Origin of the sequence: Thermorhabdus hydrogeniformans (assembly GCF_049310025.1) — a bacterium.
Taxonomy (GTDB): domain Bacteria; phylum Bacillota; class Thermosediminibacteria; order Thermosediminibacterales; family Tepidanaerobacteraceae; genus JBJYKD01.
Map to the genome: position 1 here is coordinate 1 of NZ_JBJYKD010000045.1, position 15,006 is coordinate 15,006.

Here is a 15,006-nt window from a genome sequence, read left to right on the forward strand (position 1 = left end):
ATATTTAGTTTTCAAGGTCCATGTTTAACTGGAATTTGAATAAGTTTGATTTACTAAATATATTATACGAGGAGGTGAGAGAAGGTGATATTAAGTAAAAGTCTGTAATGATTCTCCGGGCTTTTCTTACAAAATTATTATTTAAAGGAGGTTTAACATGGCTGTCAAAGAAAAAGTGGTCGTTGGAACGGAACGCAGGATGGAAACCATAGAGTGGGTTGGTTTGAGTCTGTTATTTCTTTCCCTTGTAATATTGTTTGTAAAGCCCGCCATCATCGGCGGAATTTTCGACGCCATGGTCGGCAGAGTGGTACCCATAGTCGTGAAGGTGTATCTTACCGGTACACTGGGCAGCGCCATCATACTCAGCGTCATGACAGGCCGGATCCTGGAGCGCCTCGGTTTCACCGACGCCCTGGTCCGGGTGTTTACCCCGCTGGCCAAACTCATTAGAATTACTCCCCTGGTGATCGTTCCTGCCATCTACAACATCCTCGGAGATATCAACGCGTCGGGGCGCATAACAGCTCCCTCGCTAAAAAAAGCCGGCGCCACAAAGGATGAGCAGAAAATAGCCATCGCCACCATGTGCCAGGGCAACCAGTCTTTTTCCACTTTCATGCTGGGCCTCTTGGCCTTTACGAAGGGCGGAATATGGGCCTTCCCCATTATCGTGGTGGGTCTGTTCCTGCCGGTTATCCTGGTGCCGTTTATCCTGAGCAAGACCATTTACAGGAATGTGAAATACAAAGACATAAGTGAAATGCCGAGGTTCACCCCAAATACCCCCGCCATTCCCACGATATTTAACGGTGCGCGGGAGGGGGCGGAGCTGTTATTCCTGCTGCTGATACCGGCCGCCGCCGTGGTGTTCGCTCTTATCGGCGCCCTGGAATTTGTAGGAATATGGAAGCCCATAGAAGCCGCCATATCCTCCTTCCTCTCCGCACTTTCAATCGACCCGACCACAGGTCTGCAGTCAATCCTGGTGTCGCCCACACTGGCCATGAACACCCTGGTGGAGACCATATCCAAGGTGCCGCCACGCATGGCGATCGGCTCATTCATTCTTGGCGCCTCGGGGTTCCCCCTGCAGATCCCCCTGGCCCAGATACCGGCGGTGTGGTCTCAAAATTCCGACCTTACCGCCGGTGAAGCCATGCAGGCATCCATAGTGGGTATGATTATCCGCATCATATCGGCCTTCATACTTGCATGGGTTTTGACGCCTTTAGTCGTATAACCTACCTTTTGACAAACAATGCCGTTTTTTAACGTCAGAAAGCGAGAGCGGGTAAAATATCAGCAGCTGGCTGAAGCTGAAACAATGGCCGGAAAATGTCTTTTCAGGATGGTTACTTTACAAATTTCAAAATAAGGAATAAAATTATATTTATAGAAACAAAAAAATAAAATTATACTTTAGAAACATAAAATAGAATACATTACTAGGGGTGCCGAAAGGCTGAGAGGACCAAAAGTCCAACCCTTTGAACCTGATGTGGGTAATGCCACCGGAGGGAAGTAATGAGGATTGCTTAAAAAGTAAATCGGAGCTTCCATTGATTCCCTATCGATGGAAGCTTTTATTTTTCCTTTAAAGGAGGGGTGTATTTGAAAGTCATTCTAAATGGGAAGGAAGAAAACCTCGCAAATGCAGTAACCGTTGGTCAGTTACTGGACATGAAGGGGTGCAGGCTTAATTCGGTGATTGTGGTGGTCAATTCTTCCGTTGTCAGGAAGGAAGACTGGGACAATTTTGTAATAAGCGAGAACGACCAGGTCGAGATAGTGAGAATCGTGGGAGGAGGATAAAAAATGAATGATAATTTAATAATAGGCGAAAGGAAACTGGAAAACAGGCTGTTTATAGGGACCGGGAAGTTTTCGGACTACCGGATCATGGGGGAAGCCGTGCGACAATCAGGAGCTCAGGTAGTTACCGTGGCCCTGAGGAGAGTTAACCTTGAACAGCCTCAAGAAAGTGAGCTAAATTACATACCCGAAGGTTGCATCCTCATGCCCAATACCTCCGGCGCCAGAACCGCCGAAGAAGCGGTGAAAATCGCCAGGATAGCCAGGGCGGCCGGCTGCGGCAACTGGGTCAAGATAGAGGTGGTGACCGACCAGAGGTACCTGCTGCCGGACAACTATGAGACCATAAAAGCTACCGAAATCCTTGCAAAAGAAGGATTTGTGGTGCTTCCATACATTAGCCCCGACCTGATGGTGGCCAAGCGGCTAATGGAAGCTGGAGCAGCCGCCGTAATGCCCCTTGGCGCCCCCATTGGTTCAAACCGGGGTCTCAGGACTCGTGAATTGATTCGTATCTTAATTGAAGAAATTGACCTGCCGGTAATTGTGGACGCAGGAATCGGCAAACCCTCCGAGGCGGCGGAGGCCATGGAAATGGGTGCAGCGGCGGTACTGGTCAATACCGCCATTGCGACTGCAAAAGATCCGGTTGCAATGGCCAGAGCCTTCAGCCTTGCAGTAAAGGCCGGAAGAATGGCTTATTTATCGGGTCTTGCGCCAACCAAAAAATATGCCGAGGCCTCATCTCCACTGACCGGGTTCCTGTATTAAAAATGGAGGCGGTATTAATGAGCTTTTACGATGTCTATAAGGAGTATGAGGACTTTGATTTTGAGCGTTTTTTCCTGAACCGGACCGAACAGGACGTATTGAACGCCCTTTCCAGAGAACACCTGGATGAAGTCGATTATCTGACGCTTTTATCACCGGCGGCCGGAAATTTTCTTGAAGAAATGGCACAAAAAGCCCACAGCATAACCCTGAGAAATTTTGGAAGAGTGATTTTTCTGTTCACGCCGTTATACCTGTCTGATTTTTGTGCGAATCAGTGCGCCTACTGCAGCTTTAATGCCAGAAATAAGTTCGAGAGGAAAAAGCTCACTCTGAAACAGGTGGAAGAAGAGGCAAAAGCCATAGCCAAAACGGGAATAAAAGAAATACTTATACTGACCGGGGAATCGAGGCAGCACAGTCCGGTATCATATATAAAAGACTGTGTGGGTATTTTAAAGAATTATTTTTCCAGCGTTTCAATAGAAATCTACCCCCTTGAAGAAGAGGAGTACAGGGAACTGGTCGAAGCCGGCGTGGACGGCCTCACCATGTTTCAGGAGGTCTACGACCCGAAAATATACGATAAATATCATTTCGGCCCCAAGAAAAATTACCATTATCGGCTGGACGCCCCGGAAAGAAGCTGCCGGGCAGGCATGAGGACGGTGGGCGTGGGGGCTCTCCTGGGTCTTGCCGACTGGAGAAAGGAGGCATTTTTTACAGGACTGCACGCCGATTACTTGCAGAAGAAATTTTGGGATGTGCAGGTGAGCATATCTTTGCCCAGGTTTCGCCCCAGCTTTAGCGGCTTTCAACCCCCGAACCCGGTGGACGACAGGAGTTTTGTGCAAATTCTCCTGGCTCACAGGCTGTTTTTGCCAAGAGTCGGAATAACCATATCCACCAGGGAAAGGCCCGAATTCCGGGACAACATACTGCCTCTCGGGGTCACTAAAATGTCGGCGGGCTCTTCTACAAGAGTGGGAGGTTATGCTCATCCCGCCAGGAGGGCGCCCCAGTTTGAAATATCTGACCCCAGAAGTGTGGAGGAGATAAAACAGATGTTGGTGAAAAAGGGATACCAGCCCATTTTCGAGGACTGGCAGCAATGGGACTCTATCGAGAAAAAGTTGTGTTCATGAACATAGCGACTGGAGGGGAACCAACGGATGAAAAAAAGGAAAGAAAATATATTGGACACGGATATTTACTGCATCACTGGTGAGAAGTTTTCCCTGGGAAGGACAAATATCCAGGTGGTTGAAGAAATGATTGAGGCCGGGATAAAAGTAGTTCAATACAGGGAAAAAGAGAAAAAGGACCTTTATAAATACCGGGAATGTTTAAAAATCAGGGAAATGACAAGGGAAGCCGGCGTCACTTTCATCATTGACGACGATGTAGATATAGCATTGCTGGTAAAAGCCGATGGAGTACATATCGGTCAGGAAGACCTGCCCATCGAAAAGGTAAGGGAGCTGGTGGGAGAAGATATGATAATAGGAGTTTCCACCCATTCCCCTGAGCAGGCTCGACAGGCGGTGGAAAAAGGGGCCGATTACATCGGAGTAGGCCCCATATTCAGGACCTTCACCAAAGAGGATGTGTGTGACCCGGTGGGCCTGGAGTATCTGGACTTTGTGGTGAAAAACATAGGCATCCCCTTTGTGGCCATTGGCGGCATAAAGGAACATAACATCCAGGAAGTGGTAAGGCATGGCGCAAGATGCATATGCATGGTGACCGAAATCCTGGAAGCGCCGGACATAAAAAAGAAAATAAAGTCTCTCCGGGAAAAGATAAGACAGGCGGCGGAAAAAGATAAATATTTATAGATGTCGTATTCCCATGGCTGAGCACTGGAAAAAATTGCTTTGTAGATTATTTTTTATAGCCATTCTGTGATACAGCTCTTTATTAATATACGCGATCCTGGATAGATACATTTATTTACAAAATGTTTATAAATTGTTATAATTGCATTAATCATTCTTAAATATATCCAGTGCCAGCCAGCATAATGTGGGAGGCGATGATATGATCATAGAGACAACTATCAACGCTCAAACAAAAAATTATCTCAAAGAGGCACATCTTGCCAAGCTCATAAAAAGCATGGAATTTTCTGATGAATATATGGCCCAAATTTTTAATTTATTTACTGATGTTCATACTCAAGATATCGCCAAATTTATGATAGCATATGATATTTCATATAAAAACTTAAAAATGTACTACGAAAAATATATAAAGAAAATTTACCCGAATGCGATTTTAGAGGAGATGTTGTCCTATGGCTGAGCACTGGAAGAAGTTAATTGAAAAGGCATTAGAAATACTGGAAATGGCTAATATGTCTCCCGAAGAATGGTCTTTTGGCGGCGGAAGCGCCCTTACCATGTATTATCATCACAGGGAAAGTTTCGATGTAGACATTTTTGTGACTGATGCCCAGCATTTACTTCTTCTGACACCACGTCTGGCCTCTTTTAATGTTGAGATCCGGGATTATACCGAAATGTCCAATTTTGTTAAGCTCAAGTTGGATGAAGGAGAAATAGATTTTATACTTGCCCCTCATTTAAATCGAGACTGGTATGTGGAAAAAACGATAATGGACCGTAAAATTCGTATCGAAACACCCTGGGAAATAGTTACAAAGAAGCTCTTCTACCGACCTGAAAGTCTGAAAATAAGAGATATAATAGATACTGCGGTTGTTTTGAAAAATGAACGCAAAAAGATGTCTGAACAGATACCTATAATCGCTCCAAAGTTTGAAATAATAGATTTAAGATGGAAAAATGTTAAGGAGTTTTACGAAAAAGAGGCTGAAAAGTTGATTATTCATGATAAATCTATAGTGGATATAGGAAAAAAAGTATTTGATGATTATCTAGCAGAAATAAAAATCTATTTAAAAATTTAATTAATCGCTTGGTGGAAGTTGGCCGGCAATGTAGAAACAAATACGCGGCCCGGAAGGTTCAGCCTCCCGGCCGCATTCTAACAGCCCTTTTCAGAATTATTTTTTCAACATCCTGACAGCTCCGGCTATGTCTTCCGCCGTCAGGTGGTATAGCTTTAAAAGTTCTTCGGGCTTGCCCGACTGACCAAATTCGTCGGCTATGCCTATCCTCTTGATGGGAGTGGGCTTTTCTTCCGCCAGCACTTCCGCCACGGCGCTGCCAAGGCCGCCTATTACCGAGTGTTCTTCTGCGGTTACTATAGCTCCGCATTCGGCGGCTTTGAGGATTACTTCTCTGTCTATGGGTTTTATGGTATGGATGTTCACCACCATGGCTTTTATGCCATCTCTTTCAAGGATGTCCGCGGCTTTCAAGGCTTCACCCACCATGACCCCCGTGGCTATTACTGCCGCGTCTTTGCCTTCTCTGAGGATCACTCCTTTGCCCAGTTCGAATTTGTAGTTCTTGTCAAAGATGGTTTCCACGGGATGACGGCCGAAACGCAGGTATACCGGGCCTTTATGCAGCGCTGCGGCTTTTACGGCCTGCCTTGCTTCTTCCGCGTCGGCGGGGTTTACGACGGTCATGTGGGGGAGGGCCCTCATCAGGGCTATGTCTTCTATGGACTGGTGGGTGGCGCCGTCTTCCCCCACGGTTATCCCGGCGTGGGTGGCGGCTATTTTTACGTTGAGCCGGGGATAGCATATGGAGTTCCTTATCTGCTCAAAGCCCCTGCCTGCGGCGAATACGGCAAAGGTGCTGGCAAATGGGATCTTGCCGCAGGTGGCGAGGCCGGCGGCTGTGCCCATGAGGTTCTGTTCGGCTATGCCCATGTTGAAAAATCTTTCGGGAAATTTCTTGGCAAATACGCTGGTCTTGGTGGATTTTGAAAGGTCCGCGTCCAGGACCACTATTTCTTTGATTTCTTCTCCCAGGGATGCCAGCGCCTCTCCGTAGGCTTCTCGAGTTGCGATCTTAGACATTCGGAAAACCTCCTATCGTTGTTAAAGACTTTCAGTCAAAATAAATGTGCAAAATAGATAAGCTGCCTCCGGCCTGTGAGGCTGATTTTGCCGCCAGCGGGTTTTTTGCCCCCGGCGGCAGAATAAAAGCCTCCGGCGTAATTCTTTTTGATTTCTACAGTGCCTTGAGCGCTTCTTCGGCCTGCTGGGGGGATGGCGCCTTCCCATGCCAGTCTACCGCATTTTCCATGAAGGGCACTCCTTTGCCTTTTACGGTCCTGGCGACTATTGCTGTGGGCTTTCCTTTTACGGTTTTGGCTTCTTCTACGGCATCTATTATCTGTTCAAAGTCGTGGCCGTCAATGTCTATCACATGCCAGCCGAAAGCGGTGAACTTGTCCTGAATTCTTTCGGGGGACATGACTTCTGTTATGGGGCCGTCTATCTGCAGGCCGTTGTGGTCTACAAAGGCCGTGAGGTTGTCAAGTTTGTAGTGTGCCGAGGCCATAGCCGCTTCCCATGCCTGGCCTTCTTCCAGTTCGCCGTCGCCCAGCAGGACGTATACCCGGTAGCCCTTCTTGTCAAGTTTGCCGGCCAGCGCCATGCCATTTGCGGCGGACAGACCCTGGCCCAGAGAACCGGTGGTCATGTCAAGGCCCGGGGTGCTTTTCATGTCGGGATGACCCTGGAGCATGGCCCCGGTTTTGCGAAGTTTTTTGAGTTCTTCTTTGGGGAAATACCCTTTTTCGGCCAGCACGGCGTAAAGGGCGGGGGCCGCGTGACCCTTTGATAGCACGAAGCGGTCTCTTTCGGGCCAGCCGGGGTTTCGGGGGTCCACCCTCAGGACGTGAAAATAAAGGGCCGTGAGGATGTCGGCGCATGACAGGGATCCTCCGGGATGGCCGGACCCGGCCTCCGCGGTCATCTCTATGATGTGCCGCCGTACGGTGCGGGCCGTCGATGAAAGTTCCTGTAGTTTTTCTCGCGTTAAGGTCAATTTCATCACTCCTTTGTTCAGTCATGAAAGTTATTTTTGCAATCATGATTTATTAATTTTAATTTTTATACAAGTAATATTATAAGCATAAATATTTCATATGAAAAGGCAAGACTTTGCGCTCAGGCAAAAAATATGTTTTTTACTTGACCGTCTCTTGCGACGGCTTACTTTCTGTGTAACTAAAGCCTTCTCCCAGGACCTCATGTACATCGTGGACTATGACAAAGGCCCTGGGATCCGCTTCCTGCACGATCTTTTTCAATCTGCCCAATTCCAGGCGCGTTATCACGCAAAGCAGCACATTTTTATCCCGGCCGGTGTATCCGCCCTTCCCGCCCAGAAAGGTTACACCTCTCTGCATCTCGTTCAGTATTTTGCGGGAAATATTCTCGGCCTCATCGGATATGATAATTACGGCTTTTGCGTAATTTATCCCTTCCTGCACCAGGTCAATAACTTTGCTGCTGACGTATAAAGCTATCCAGGAATACATGGCCAGTTCCCAGTTAAAGGCGATGCCGTCGAGGGCTATCACGAAAAAGTCCACAAACAATATTCCCCGGCCAATGCTGACAGAAGGGATGAAATGATTTATGAGCATGGCGGCGAGGTCGGAACCGCCTGTAGACCCTCTTACCCTGAAAACCAGTCCGAGCCCCGCGCCCAGGATTAACCCTCCGTATACAGTGGAAAGCAGTAAATCATGGGTCAGGACCGGAAAATTCTTTGTCGCTTCGGTAAAAACCGAGAATAAGATGGCCCCTGCGAGGGTTTTCACTCCGAATCCCCCGCCCAGGAAGACAACACCGGCCACAAACAGGGGAATGTTAAATGCCAGCATGGTCCAGCCCACGGGCAGGCCAAAGAGATAGTGGAGCACCGTGGCCAAACCGCTGACTCCCCCGGCGGCCACCTTATTGGGTATCAGGAACATGGTGAGCCCCAGGGAACCTATAAAAGAACCCAGGGTTATTACAAGATAATCGGAAACCAGGGCTTTCAGCTTCATATGCTCACTTCCCTTTGCTAAAAATCACCTTCAATAGAAACAAGGGAAGAACGCTCATCCTGCGAATCCTTGATGGCTGAGTTATGAGTCTGTACAACCACTCAAGCCCCGCCATCTGCATGAATGCAGGAGCCCGGCGGACTTTCCCCGAAAGGACGTCGAGGCTTCCTCCGACCCCCATGGCCACCCTGCACCGGAGTTTATCCCGGTTTTTCGCCATGAATATTTCCTGCTTAGGGGCTCCCATAGCCACAAACAATATATCCGGAGCAGCCCTGTTTATTATGTCCACGACTTCCTCTTCGCCCGATTCGCCAAAATATCCGTGGTGGGTTCCGGCGATCTTGACGCCCGAAAATTTCTTCTTTATGTTTGTCGCGGCGTCTTCCGCCACTCCGGGCTTCCCTCCCAGTAAGAACACTGAGAGTTTTTTATCTGCGGACTTTCTCAGCAGTTCCATCATGAGGTCAAAGCCGGTGGTTCTCTGCTTCAGAGGCCGGCCCAGCAACCTGGACGCCAGGACCACGCCTATGCCGTCGGGAAAGCAAAGGTCGGCGCTGCTTATGGCATCCTTCAATCTTTTGTCTTTCTGGGCGGCCATGATGATTTCCGCATTGGGTGTTACTACAATTTTCGCCCCGGGCGATGTTAAAAAATCCATAATCCGCCGGCTCGCCATATGATAATCGACCCTATCCAATAATATACCCAAAATGTCAATTTTGTCGCTGACACTCGGCTGCATTTCTTCTTCCTCCAGTAAATACGCGGTTATTTCCGAGATTTGCTCAGGATTTTTTCATACAGTTCCCCGGTCTTACACGCCATGATTTCTGCAGAAAACTTTTCAATGACGGTATTTCTCGCCGCTTTCCCCAGCTTTAAGGCAAGATCTCCGGATGATAAAATCTTTATTATGCCAAAAGCCAGACTCCTTTCGTCTTCCGGGGGAACCAGCAGGCCGCTGACCCCGTTTTTTACCGCTTCCGTAGCGCCGCCCGCTTCCGCGGCCACCACCGGCTTCCCCGCGGCCATTGCCTCCAGGATCTCGAAACCGGGCCCCTCCTCTGGAGAGGGAAATACAAATACGTCCGCAGCGACGGTCAGAAAATTCATACTCTCCGCTCCACAGACGAACTTTACCCGGCTTGCGATCCCGAGATTACGGCAGAGATTTTCAAGCTGCGGCTTCAGCGGCCCTTCGCCGGGGATAATCAGCCGTGAGTCGGGGAATTTTTCGAGGACCAGCGGCATCGCTTTTAAAAGGTATTCGTGCCCCTTGCCGGGAAAAAGCCCTCCGCCGGCGGCGATAACGTGGGACGCAGGGCCAGCGCCAGGATTTTTTGCCTGAGTCCCGGCCCGCCCGTTCAGCCCTGGAGGTTCTATGCCGTTGTATATGATCTTTATCTTGCCGGCGGGGACACCGGCCTCCATAAGACTGATTTTTACCGCCCGGGACACGGCTATTATCGCGTCTACAAAAAATGCGGTAAAAAGCCTGGCTGACCAGTAGTGAAAGATGCCCTTTCCGCCGCCAAGGGGAGTATGACGGGTTACGACCACCCTGCACCCCGTCAGCCTTCCCGCCAGGGGACCGGAAAAGCCGCCATGGGAGTGAACCATATCCACTTTCTCTGCAGATATTATATCTGTCAGTTCTTTTACAGCTGAATAGCCCGATGAAGCGGACTCCGCTTTGAGTTCAAAACATTTTACGCCCTTTTCCTTCAGATTTTGTTCCCATTTATAGCCCGCGGGGCAGGCAGCCAGGATTTCAAAGGGGGGTTGGCCCCATCCCGATATTAAATTCAACAGGTATTTTCCGGCGGTATCCGGCGCTGTATCAAAGAGGACGTGAAGAACCCTTTTCATTTAAAATCTCCTCTTGGTGGGTTTTCCCGTTTTTCAATTATTCAAACACCTTATTGCCAGTTGTGCCGACTGTAGTGCCCTCTTTTTTAAGTCGGCCATCACCGACCGCTCCTCCGAAGTCTGCCCCGCCCTCATTCTGGCCTTCACCATCATAAACAGGTCTTTCCGGTCAATATCATGAACTCCCAGGGCCGGCGGTGCGCCAATAAGCCGCAGGAACCGGTCCACCTTCGGATCATAAGATATGCCCACCACCGGCAGCCCGCACACCGCCGCCATGACAAGAGAGTGAAGCCTCATACCCACCATCATACTGAGGCAGCCCGTGACCGACAGCATTTCTTCCACGGTAAGAGGTCTGTCGAGCAATACCGCCTCCGGCCGCCTCATAAGCCGAATAGCCCGTTCGGCCGTATCGAGATCTTCCGGATGATGAAAGGGTATAAAAACCGGCAAAACACCTTCTTCCAGCAGCCGGTCAGCCAGGCCGGCAACGGCTGGAAGATATTTCTCTTCCCCTTCCCAGCGGCGCAGGGCAAGCCCCACCAGCGGCCGGTCCAAATCCGCCCCCGCCTCCCGCAGCACGGCTGCTCCGGTGTCTTTATTCATCGCGGAAAGATCCAGCCCCAGAACGGGGTCGGCGGTGACGACAACGGGCGGCCGGCTTATTCCGAGCGAACGGAGATCCTCAGCCGACTCCTCATCGCGCAGGGTTATGAAATCCACCGCCTGCACCACGCGCCTTACCAGCCACCGGGCCCAGAGCCGATTGACCGGCCCAAAGCCCTGGGCGTAAAAAAAGACCTTTTTTTTAAAAGCTCTTGCGAGGGAAATAACACCAAGGTAGTAGAGGAGAGACGCCGGACTGGTTACATCCTGCAAAAGGCTTCCGCCGCCGCTTATCAGCATATCCGCTCCTTTAAGGGCTCCGGCCACCTCCGACAATTTCCAGCGGTTCACCGCCTTAACCCCGTATAAGCTCGCGGTTTTTTCGGGATTGTGTGAAAGAACCGTTATTTTAAGCTGCGGAGCCTCATGGCGCAGGGCGGCGACTATAGAATACAGCACCGCCTCATCGCCCAGGTTATCGAAACCGTAATATCCGGAAAGTACCACTTCAGCCACTTTGCCACCTCTTCTCCAAAAGCCGCCGGAGCTTAAGCACCGCCGTCAAAACCAAGCCTGCCGCTATTCCAAGGATAAAGCCGTTTATGCTGCGTATAAAGGAGATGATAAACGGCGTATGAATGTGTGCAAAGGTATTGACCATAGAAACCTGGCCTATACTGCCCAGAATTAAAAGGGGCATGCAGCGGTGATCCCGGTAACCCAGATAAAGGAGCAACAGCATTAGCGGATGGCCTATTAAAAACTCCTTTGTCCGGGGTCTTACGCCCAGCAGCCGGTCGAGCAGGGCCCGGAATTTGAGCTCCAGAGTGCTGACCCCCACCGCCGCTTCATTGCCGGTGCGGGTTAGATAGACAAGCCCCACCACCGCCAGCACCGCCGCCAGCAGTAAATATTTTACCAGCACCGGCTGGTCCATGAGCTTCTTCAACCTCTCGCCGGGTGTTCCTTCACCGTAAAGCATAAAAAAGGCGCAGGCCACGAGAAGCACCGGGAAAAGATAGGCCAATTTTACTCCACTGAACTGCTGCAGTTTGAGCATAAAAGAAATATCGGCAAGAACCCCGGACACCATCAGCGCCCCTGCCAGGGAAAAAGCCGTCATCTGTGACATGCGAAGTACGGCGTGCCAGGGCTTGAGGCCCTTCCGGGGCACCAGGTATATGATGGAAAGAGTCGGAAAAACTATGACGGAAGCCAGGGCCGTCACTTTGCGGGTCAGCAGCGGAAAAGCAAAAAAGGCCAATGCAAGGCCGAGAGCCCCCATGGCGGTTATTCCGGCAAGAATTGAAGCCCGCTTCACGCCAAGTCTTTCCAGAAGTAGCACGCCGCCCGCCAGGGGACCTAAACCTATCAAAAAGAGCAGTATGCGGCTTTGATGAATCGGCTCAAAGGGACGCGGTATCGCCCCGCTTCCCGCTTCGAATCGCAGGCCTGCAGTTTCAAGTCGAGTTACCACATTTTTCATGTATCCCACATTTATGTTAAAACGTCTGTCACTATCGGGGGCAGGTAAAAATTTTAAAAACAGTATGCGCATATTTCGCTCCCTTACCGCAAGGGTCAGGCGATCCACCAGTTCCTGCGGCTCGATGGTCTGCATTTCTTCGTCAGTCACGCTGTGCATTCGTATTACACGCTTGCCTAAAAGGACTGCCAGTTGATTGAAGCCCCGCTGGTTGTAAAACTCCACCTGCCCCAACGCAAGTCGGTACCTGTTCATCTCTTCGGCCAAAACCGGCAGGTATTTGGGATAACCCAGCACCTGCTTTTTTTCAAAAAGGACAGCGCTGATATTTTTCCCCGTCAATGCAAGGTCTTCTATGGCGAAACGTATTCCCCTTTGGGTCACATCGGGCCAGTCTTTCAGCATGAACACCGAGTGAAATCCCATATTTTCCAGATTAACCACATTTTCGCGGTCAAAACCCACTCCAATGCCCTCACCAATGGATGGGCGCACGTCCACCGCCAGGGCGTAAAACCCGTTTCTTTGCGGCAGCAAAGCCACCTTTTTCTCGCCGAGTTTTTCTGTCAGATGACGCCGCACTCGCTCCATTACATCGGCGTCGGCAGTGACTATGTAAGTTCCGCCCCCGTTAAATGGTAAATTATCCCGCCACCCGGAAAGCGCCATCTCCTGCCGGTTGGCAAGAAAAAGGCGACCGTCGTCGGCAAGGTCCTTGAGGCTTTCCTCTTTATAAAGCACCGCATTAACTCCAGCCTCTTCTTTAAATAATCGAGCCACCTCTTCAATAGATGTTTGTCGTTCCTGGGCCATATTTTTCAGGTCTGTGTAGGGCAGGGCGCCGTCCACCATATTATGGGCGCTTTCCGCCCTGAGGCGGGGAAGTAAAGCCGCCCCCGATGAGACTATTGACACCGCTAAAAGTAATACAAGCAGGGTTTTCAGCCATTTCTCCAAAAATATCCCCCTCCTAAAAGGCAACAAAAAAATGCTAAAAAAAGTATATCATCATGCATTTTTAAAGTAAAGCAACAGGTTTACCGTTTAACGGTAAAATTGCCCCTCACCATAACGACAACGTTGCTTCTAGCGGTAATGCCCCTTCCATCATCCCGCGGGACAATAAGAAGATGATTGGCGGGTACCTTTTCACCCTTCTTTATGTCTTTACCGGCGGTAACGTCCGCCAGGCCGCCGCCGGTGCCGTCCACTATTACCGCCTGTCCGCTCCGCAGAATGATCTCCGTCCCCTTGTCCCCCACAAGCTGCTCTCCTGCAGACAGGTAAACCACTTCCAGCCTCACGGAACCTCCGGTCCTGGAATCTATGTACTGCTGGATGTTTGAAAATATCCGGTCCACATAGCTTTTTGTAACTATCGGGTCGCTTTCGGACCCCGGCTCACCCACATCCGCCCTGCCGGTCAGGGCAAAAACCGTAAAAACGGCCATAGCTGCTAAAAACAAAAAAATCTTTCCCGCTCTATTCATTATAAATACCTCCATGATGAATTTTCACGTATTATATATTTCGACAGAATTTTATATTGTCCTTTTATAAACTGTATATTATGGTTGAAAAAAGGCGAGAGGTACAAAAAAAGCACCACTTCACGGTGCTAAATAATTTAATACAGAATACGAATTGCCGTTTAACCTCTATATCACTCCGGATGCCTTGAGTCGCGACAGTTCTTCATCACTGATACTCAGGAATTCTTTTAAAACCTCCTCCGTATGCTCTCCCAGAACCGGTGCTGGGCCTATCCTGGGGTTCTCGCTGGCGAATTTTATGGGAGAACCGGGTATTCTGATCTCTCCTACTCTGGGATTATACACTTTAACAATCATATTTCTCGCCAGTACCTGCGGGTGTTTTACAACTTTATCTATGGTGTTTATGGGGGAGCACGGAATTCCGGCATCTTCCAGTATCTTCATCCATTCATCCACTGTCCTGGTTCTTATGGTATCGTCGAGCATCTTTTTCATCTCGTCATGATTCCGGCCGCGGAGAGGATTCGTCTTAAACCTGGGGTCATCTATGAGTTCTTCTTTACCAATGGCCCTGCACAATTTCGCCCAGAGTTCGTCGTTTCCCGCCGCGATCATTATGTCACCGTCTTTGGCTTCAAAGGATTCAAAGGGGAAAATGGACGGATGGCGATTGCCCAAAGGTTTCGGCGATTCACCGGTAACTTCGTAACGGGAAATGGCATTTTCCAGAAGGGCCCACCCGGGTAGGCTTGCCTCCGGGAAAGCCTGTTATGTTCATAAGCCCACCCATGGCCTGTATGACGGCATCGTAGGCCGGACGTTCTTTATACGGACCGGTATAACCATATCCTGAACTGGCGGCATATATGATCCTCGGATTTATTTCCTTCAGGACGTCTTACGTAAAAGCCGCTGGAATACAGATTTAACGTATTCCATCACCCCCCGTACAGCGACAGCAGCACGCCCGCCACTATGGCGGTGCCGATAACCCCGGCCACGTTGGGACCCATG

General features: G+C 49.7%; 15 protein-coding genes, 1 pseudogene and 1 riboswitch. Of the genes and pseudogenes, 7 read left to right on the forward strand and 9 right to left on the reverse strand.

Translation table 11 applies throughout. The features are described from left to right. The first annotated feature begins 157 nt into the window (after nt 1–157). The 7 genes from ACKX14_RS14570 to ACKX14_RS14600 all read left to right on the forward strand — a co-directional run bounded on the left by ACKX14_RS14570 (nt 158) and on the right by ACKX14_RS14600 (nt 5,518). Complete coding sequence (locus tag ACKX14_RS14570; RefSeq protein WP_422448920.1) at nt 158–1,243, forward strand: hypothetical protein; 1,086 nt, start codon at nt 158–160, stop codon at nt 1,241–1,243. A gap of 197 nt (nt 1,244–1,440) precedes the next feature. Beyond that, nucleotides 1,441–1,540: riboswitch (TPP riboswitch) on the forward strand. A 68-nt stretch (nt 1,541–1,608) separates the two neighbouring features. Continuing rightward, nucleotides 1,609–1,815: a sulfur carrier protein ThiS gene (gene thiS, locus ACKX14_RS14575; RefSeq protein WP_422448922.1), complete on the forward strand. Its 207-nt coding sequence runs from the start codon at nt 1,609–1,611 to the stop codon at nt 1,813–1,815. Between the two features lie 3 nt (nt 1,816–1,818). Continuing rightward, nucleotides 1,819–2,586 (forward strand): thiazole synthase, encoded by a 768-nt coding sequence (locus ACKX14_RS14580; protein ID WP_422448924.1) that lies wholly within the window; start codon nt 1,819–1,821, stop codon nt 2,584–2,586. 17 nt (nt 2,587–2,603) lie between these two features. After that, on the forward strand, nt 2,604–3,731 hold the full coding sequence (gene thiH / locus ACKX14_RS14585) for a 2-iminoacetate synthase ThiH (protein WP_422448926.1): 1,128 nt from the start codon (nt 2,604–2,606) through the stop codon (nt 3,729–3,731). Nucleotides 3,732–3,758: 27 nt separating this feature from the next. Next, nucleotides 3,759–4,424 (forward strand): thiamine phosphate synthase, encoded by a 666-nt coding sequence (gene thiE / locus ACKX14_RS14590; protein ID WP_422448928.1) that lies wholly within the window; start codon nt 3,759–3,761, stop codon nt 4,422–4,424. A 202-nt stretch (nt 4,425–4,626) separates the two neighbouring features. Beyond that, nucleotides 4,627–4,890 carry a hypothetical protein gene (locus tag ACKX14_RS14595; RefSeq protein WP_422448930.1) on the forward strand — a complete coding sequence of 88 codons (264 nt, stop codon included), beginning with the start codon at nt 4,627–4,629 and terminating at the stop codon, nt 4,888–4,890. Further along, entirely contained in the window at nt 4,883–5,518 is a 636-nt protein-coding gene (locus ACKX14_RS14600) for a nucleotidyl transferase AbiEii/AbiGii toxin family protein (RefSeq protein WP_422448932.1), read from the forward strand. The genes ACKX14_RS14595 and ACKX14_RS14600 overlap by 8 nt, the downstream gene beginning before the upstream one ends. Nucleotides 5,519–5,614: 96 nt before the next feature. Here ACKX14_RS14600 and ACKX14_RS14605 read toward each other — a convergent pair whose 3' ends face one another. From ACKX14_RS14605 to ACKX14_RS14645, 9 genes and pseudogenes are all read right to left on the reverse strand, one after another. Then, entirely contained in the window at nt 5,615–6,541 is a 927-nt protein-coding gene (locus ACKX14_RS14605; protein ID WP_422448934.1) for a transketolase family protein, read from the reverse strand. A 154-nt stretch (nt 6,542–6,695) separates the two neighbouring features. Continuing rightward, the gene (locus ACKX14_RS14610) at nt 6,696–7,523 is read right to left on the reverse strand and encodes a transketolase (RefSeq protein ID WP_422448936.1); all 828 of its coding nucleotides are present in this window, start codon (nt 7,521–7,523) and stop codon (nt 6,696–6,698) included. A 136-nt stretch (nt 7,524–7,659) separates the two neighbouring features. Continuing rightward, nucleotides 7,660–8,529 carry a YitT family protein gene (locus tag ACKX14_RS14615; protein ID WP_422448938.1) on the reverse strand — a complete coding sequence of 290 codons (870 nt, stop codon included), beginning with the start codon at nt 8,527–8,529 and terminating at the stop codon, nt 7,660–7,662. A gap of 4 nt (nt 8,530–8,533) precedes the next feature. Continuing rightward, nucleotides 8,534–9,274, reverse strand: a complete 741-nt coding sequence (locus tag ACKX14_RS14620) for a WecB/TagA/CpsF family glycosyltransferase (RefSeq protein WP_422448940.1) — start codon at nt 9,272–9,274, stop codon at nt 8,534–8,536. A gap of 26 nt (nt 9,275–9,300) precedes the next feature. Continuing rightward, the gene (locus ACKX14_RS14625; RefSeq protein WP_422448942.1) at nt 9,301–10,401 is read right to left on the reverse strand and encodes a glycosyltransferase family 4 protein; all 1,101 of its coding nucleotides are present in this window, start codon (nt 10,399–10,401) and stop codon (nt 9,301–9,303) included. Between the two features lie 33 nt (nt 10,402–10,434). Further along, nucleotides 10,435–11,526, reverse strand: a complete 1,092-nt coding sequence (gene csaB, locus ACKX14_RS14630) for a polysaccharide pyruvyl transferase CsaB (protein ID WP_422448944.1) — start codon at nt 11,524–11,526, stop codon at nt 10,435–10,437. Beyond that, on the reverse strand, nt 11,519–13,453 hold the full coding sequence (locus ACKX14_RS14635; protein ID WP_422448946.1) for a DUF5693 family protein: 1,935 nt from the start codon (nt 13,451–13,453) through the stop codon (nt 11,519–11,521). The genes csaB and ACKX14_RS14635 overlap by 8 nt, the downstream gene beginning before the upstream one ends. 80 nt (nt 13,454–13,533) lie before the next feature. Beyond that, complete coding sequence (locus tag ACKX14_RS14640) at nt 13,534–13,986, reverse strand: hypothetical protein (protein ID WP_422448948.1); 453 nt, start codon at nt 13,984–13,986, stop codon at nt 13,534–13,536. Nucleotides 13,987–14,154: 168 nt separating this feature from the next. After that, nucleotides 14,155–14,884, reverse strand: a pseudogene (locus tag ACKX14_RS14645) (CaiB/BaiF CoA transferase family protein). Nucleotides 14,885–15,006 lie beyond the last annotated feature (122 nt).

What these genes read in the sequence shown, in the direction of transcription:
- ACKX14_RS14570 (WP_422448920.1), top strand. Translation starts at nt 158, where the DNA reads ATGGCTGTCAAAGAAAAAGTGGTCGTTGGAACGGAACGCAGGATGGAA.
- ACKX14_RS14640 (WP_422448948.1), bottom strand. Translation starts at nt 13,986, where the DNA reads ATGAATAGAGCGGGAAAGATTTTTTTGTTTTTAGCAGCTATGGCCGTT.
- ACKX14_RS14600 (WP_422448932.1), top strand. Translation starts at nt 4,883, where the DNA reads ATGGCTGAGCACTGGAAGAAGTTAATTGAAAAGGCATTAGAAATACTG.
- ACKX14_RS14595 (WP_422448930.1), top strand. Translation starts at nt 4,627, where the DNA reads ATGATCATAGAGACAACTATCAACGCTCAAACAAAAAATTATCTCAAA.
- ACKX14_RS14605 (WP_422448934.1), bottom strand. Translation starts at nt 6,541, where the DNA reads ATGTCTAAGATCGCAACTCGAGAAGCCTACGGAGAGGCGCTGGCATCC.
- ACKX14_RS14620 (WP_422448940.1), bottom strand. Translation starts at nt 9,274, where the DNA reads ATGCAGCCGAGTGTCAGCGACAAAATTGACATTTTGGGTATATTATTG.
- ACKX14_RS14610 (WP_422448936.1), bottom strand. Translation starts at nt 7,523, where the DNA reads ATGAAATTGACCTTAACGCGAGAAAAACTACAGGAACTTTCATCGACG.
- ACKX14_RS14615 (WP_422448938.1), bottom strand. Translation starts at nt 8,529, where the DNA reads ATGAAGCTGAAAGCCCTGGTTTCCGATTATCTTGTAATAACCCTGGGT.
- ACKX14_RS14625 (WP_422448942.1), bottom strand. Translation starts at nt 10,401, where the DNA reads ATGAAAAGGGTTCTTCACGTCCTCTTTGATACAGCGCCGGATACCGCC.
- thiE (WP_422448928.1), top strand. Translation starts at nt 3,759, where the DNA reads ATGAAAAAAAGGAAAGAAAATATATTGGACACGGATATTTACTGCATC.
- thiH (WP_422448926.1), top strand. Translation starts at nt 2,604, where the DNA reads ATGAGCTTTTACGATGTCTATAAGGAGTATGAGGACTTTGATTTTGAG.
- ACKX14_RS14580 (WP_422448924.1), top strand. Translation starts at nt 1,819, where the DNA reads ATGAATGATAATTTAATAATAGGCGAAAGGAAACTGGAAAACAGGCTG.